The following is a 4,562-nucleotide window of genomic DNA, read 5'->3' on the forward strand; positions in this document are numbered from 1 at the left end:
ATCTGTTCAAAGAAATCCGCGGTGTGGAATTGGAAGGTCAGTTCCAGCGTATGGCATGGGCGGACGCCATGAAATATTATGGTAGCGACAAACCCGACTTGCGTTTCGGTATGAAGTTCGTGGAGCTGATGGATATACTGAAAGGCCATGACTTCTCTGTATTTGATAGCGCCGAATACATCGGTGGTATCTGTGCCGAAGGTGCCGCACACTACACCCGCAAACAACTGGATGCTCTGACGGAATTTGTGAAGAGACCGCAGATTGGTGCAAAAGGTATGGTTTACGCCCGTGTAGAGGAAGACGGAAATGTAAAATCGAGCGTTGACAAATTCTATACGCAGGAAGTACTGCAACAGGTGAAAGAAGCTTTCGGTGCCAAACCGGGTGACTTGATTCTGATTTTGAGCGGCGACGACACCATGAAGACACGCAAGCAACTTTGCGAGCTTCGTCTGGAAATGGGTAGCCAATTGGGATTGCGTGATAAGAACACATTCGCATGCCTGTGGGTAGTAGACTTCCCGATGTTTGAATGGAGTGAGCAAGAAAACCGCTTGATGGCTATGCACCATCCGTTCACCCATCCGAAAGACGAGGACATTGATTTACTGGATACTGATCCGGCAGCAGTACGTGCCGATGCTTATGATATGGTAATCAATGGTGTGGAAGTCGGTGGCGGTTCAATCCGTATCCACGATCCAAAGTTGCAGGCAAAGATGTTCGAAATCCTGGGATTCACTCCTGAAAAAGCAGAAGAACAATTCGGATTCCTGATGAATGCATTCAAATACGGTGCACCTCCTCATGGCGGTCTGGCATATGGTCTTGATCGTTGGGTATCTCTCTTTGCCGGATTGGATAGTATTCGTGACTGCATCGCATTCCCGAAGAATAACAGTGGACGCGACGTGATGCTGGATGCTCCCGCAGCACTTGATCCGTCTCAGTTGGACGAACTGAATCTGATCGTAGATATCAAAGAATAAGAGTAGGTTAGTTTGTTGTGAGAGAGTCGAGACGCATCTTCCGTTTTGCGGTAATCGGTACGCTGAATGCCCTGATTATAGCAGCAGTCATCTGGCTGATGATGGATGAACTGGACATCGACTATATGCTCTCTAACATAACTGCTTACGTCATTGCACAGACTCATAATTTTATCTGGTGCAAGCACTGGATATTTCCTTTGGATGATAAAGAAAAGAAGAGCAACACCTGGAGGCAGGTGTTGCTCTTTTCTATCGCTTTCGGAATGGCATATCTGGCGCAATTCCTATTCTTGGTAGTGTTAGTCGAGGCACTGAATTGTGATGAATATCTGGCTCAGTTCCTGGGACTGTTTATTTACGGAGGCGTGAATTTTATAATGAACAGGAGAATCACGTTCCGTTAACGCTTTATCAAACTACGTTTTACTGCGCTTTTATCAAATTGCGCTTTATCGCACTTTTATCGAATTGTATTTTAATCAAGAAAGCGTTTCGTCAATCCACCGTATTCATCGATACGACGGTCGCGCAGGAAAGGCCACCAACGGCGTACATTTTCAGAGCGTTCCATATCTATCTCCACTACTATATTTTCCGGACGATCATTTCCGGCTTGTGCAAGGAATTCTCCTTGCGGACCTGCTACAAAACTATTTCCCCAGAATTGGATGCCATTTGTCTGCATGGACGGATCGGGTTCGTGACCGACACGGTTAACGGAGATAACAGGAAGTCCGTTGGCTACGGCATGGGCACGCTGGGAGATAATCCAGGCATTGAGCTGGCGTGCCTTTTCATCATCGGCGTCACTGCTTTCCCAACCGATGGCGGTGGGGTAGATTAATAATTCGGCACCTTTCAATGCCATCAGGCGGGCAGCTTCGGGATACCACTGATCCCAGCAAACAAGTACGCCCAGTTTTCCGAGAGAGGTTTGGATAGGTTCGAAACCTATATCTCCGGGGGTGAAATAGAACTTTTCATAATAGGCCGGATCATCGGGGATATGCATCTTGCGGTATTTTCCGGCAATGCTTCCGTCACGATCAAAGACAACGGCGGTGTTATGATAGAGTCCTGGGGCACGTTTCTCAAATAGGGAGGTCACCAATACTATTTTATTGGCAGCGGCCAGTTCGGAATAAAATCCGGTGGAAGGGCCGGGAATGGTTTCCGCCAGATCAAACAGTTGCGTGTTTTCAGTCTGACAGAAATACAGGGAGTTGTGCAGCTCCTGTAATACAATCAGTTGCGCACCATGTGCAGCACAAGCTTCTATGCTTTTAGCCAGGTTCATCAGGTTCGTACGAAGATCTGCTGTATTGGCTTGCTGAATAATTCCGACTTTTATTTTTCTCATATCTTTCTAATTTTATTTCAATACACCGGCAGGGTACTGCATCGTAACACAATGGAGCGATCCATGCTGCTTAATCAGCGTCCGACAATCAATGCCTACAATCTCATATTCCGGGAACGCTTCCTGCAAGACTTCTTTTGCACGTTGGTCATTCTCCGGCTGACGATAAGTAGGATAAAGCACCGCATCATTCATTATCAAGAAATTGGCATACGTTGCGGGGAGGCGTTCGCCCTCTTCCTCAATCTTGTCCACCATAGGCAATGCCAACAGGCGGTAGGGGTTTCCATTCAAAGTACGGAAGGTTTTCAGTTGTTCTTCCATTTGATGGAGAGCTTCGTAATGTTCATCCTGCGTATCGGTGCATTGCACATAGGCAATAGTATCCGGTGAGCAAAGACGAGCGAGCGTATCGACATGACTATCCGTATCATCTCCTGCCAAATACCCATGATCGAGCCAAAGTACCTGTTTCAGATGAAATACAGAACAGAGATAGTCTTCGATTTCATCGCGGCTCATCTGCCCGTTACGATTGGGAGAAAGCAAACACTCGGACGTGGTGAGTAATGTGCCCAACCCGTCACTCTCAATGGAACCACCTTCCAGAACAAAGCCCAGACGATTAACATACCGCCCATTCAGGAAACCGACTTTCACAGCCTGACGGGTAATCAGATTGTCTTTATCCGAAGCGAATTTCAGCCCCCAGCCATTGAACATGAAATCAAGAAGCGAAGCGCCTTCTGAATCCAACATAGTAATTGCACCATGATCACGCGCCCAAGTATCATTCGTTTCACACTCCATGAAACGGACATTCTGCATATTGACGGTAGCTGAAATCTGCTTTTTGACCTCCTCCGGTTCGGGAGTTACGATCAGAAGCAATTCCCGTTGGGTTATTTCGCGTGCGATAGCGGCAAAGCAGACTTGTACTTCCGTAAGCATATGTGCCCAGTCAGTTCCGGCATGGGGCCAAGTCAGCTGTATTCCGCTTTGCGGCGCCCATTCGGCAGGTAAAACAGCATTGAACGTATCACTCATATTTATCATTCTTTCTTTTCTTCTTTCGGCTTGCGGTCAAAGAACGGATTCTTGGTCGAAGCACTGACCGGAATAGCATACACGGATCTGCATCCCGGCAACCACTCCAATTGCTGCGCAGCAAGTCCGGCAGAGAACATCACACGGGTATCCACACGCAAATCAGCCGCCGTGGCGCAAGCCGAACCGATAGCTATACCTACATCGACCGAATTCACAGCACAAGGCACACCTTCAAGGCGTCCCGCACAAGTGGGATAACCACAATGGCCGCAATTCAATCCTTGCGCCTGCTCGCGCGTACCTATTATAATTACACATTCAGCCTGCAAAATGTTGGCGGCATCCCGCAAAAAGAACTTCATTCCGTGTTCTTCCACCATGGCAACCATCTTGTCCGACAATACTTTTAAATCGTCTCCGGTGACCATAGCTATTTCAATTATATCTACACCTTTTCCCTTCGGAGCGGTACGGGCAGCAGTCATCATCTGCCTTGCCACATCCAACACATGTTCGTGGCGGCTTGCACGTTCGTTCTGTATCATAATTCTCACTTTTATTAAAAACTGATAGCAAAGATAATGCAAATTGAGTGCAGAACTTTCATGCTTGCATGAAAAAGTTATGCCAAAATGCAGCTTATCTTATTTAAAGATACTGATTTCAGCCAATAATCCGTCGTTTTCTCAGAATTCCTTTCTATATTTGCTTTCAAATGGAGACCAGGACTATACTTCAAATAGACAACGCATGCATCGCTTTCGGAGCAGATACACTTTTTTCCGGTTTTTGCTTACAACTGCACGAAGGGGAAATCGCCTGCATTTCCGGACAATCGGGGCGGGGAAAGACCTCCTTGCTGAATGCAGTTTTAGGATTTGTACCCCTCAAAGCAGGGAGCATCACCGTTAACGGCATTTTACTGGAAAAAGGAACTATCGACCAAATTCGCAGGCAAGTGGCATGGATACCGCAAGAACTGGCGCTTCCATCGGAATGGGTGAAGGAAATGGTGCAACTCCCTTTCAATCTGAAAGCTAACCGGAATACCCCCTTTTCACTGGACAAACTATTTGCCTGTTTCGATGAATTGGGGCTGGAAGAGGAATTGTACGATAAACGTGTGAATGAGATCTCCGGAGGACAACGGCAACGTA

The 4,562-nt window shown here is 47.1% G+C and carries 6 protein-coding genes; 3 read left to right on the top strand and 3 right to left on the bottom strand.

Translation table 11 applies throughout. The features are described 5' to 3' along the window. Positions 1-992 (top strand): amino acid--tRNA ligase-related protein (locus BACCELL_RS21595; protein WP_044154183.1); only part of this gene is annotated, 992 nt, incomplete at its 5' end. Positions 993-1,009: 17 nt separating this feature from the next. Next, positions 1,010-1,399, top strand: a complete 390-nt coding sequence (locus BACCELL_RS21600; RefSeq protein WP_007214210.1) for a GtrA family protein — start codon at positions 1,010-1,012, stop codon at positions 1,397-1,399. 71 nt (positions 1,400-1,470) lie between these two features. Here the strand turns inward: BACCELL_RS21600 and BACCELL_RS21605 are convergent, their stop codons facing one another. The 3 genes from BACCELL_RS21605 to BACCELL_RS21615 are packed head-to-tail and all read right to left on the bottom strand — an operon-like array spanning position 1,471 to position 3,950. Then, entirely contained in the window at positions 1,471-2,355 is an 885-nt protein-coding gene (locus tag BACCELL_RS21605) for a carbon-nitrogen hydrolase (protein WP_007214211.1), read from the bottom strand. A gap of 12 nt (positions 2,356-2,367) precedes the next feature. Beyond that, a complete protein-coding gene (locus tag BACCELL_RS21610; protein ID WP_007214212.1) occupies positions 2,368-3,411 on the bottom strand; it encodes an agmatine deiminase family protein in 1,044 nt (347 codons plus the stop codon). Then, positions 3,408-3,950, bottom strand: coding sequence for a ferredoxin domain-containing protein (locus BACCELL_RS21615; RefSeq protein WP_007214213.1), 543 nt, complete (start codon positions 3,948-3,950; stop codon positions 3,408-3,410). The genes BACCELL_RS21610 and BACCELL_RS21615 overlap by 4 nt, the downstream gene beginning before the upstream one ends. 185 nt (positions 3,951-4,135) lie before the next feature. Between BACCELL_RS21615 and BACCELL_RS21620 the strand changes: the two genes are divergently transcribed. Further along, the coding region (locus BACCELL_RS21620; RefSeq protein WP_044154289.1) for an ABC transporter ATP-binding protein at positions 4,136-4,562 on the top strand (427 nt) is incomplete at its 3' end.

This window comes from Bacteroides cellulosilyticus DSM 14838 (assembly GCF_000158035.1).
Lineage (GTDB): Bacteria > Bacteroidota > Bacteroidia > Bacteroidales > Bacteroidaceae > Bacteroides > Bacteroides cellulosilyticus.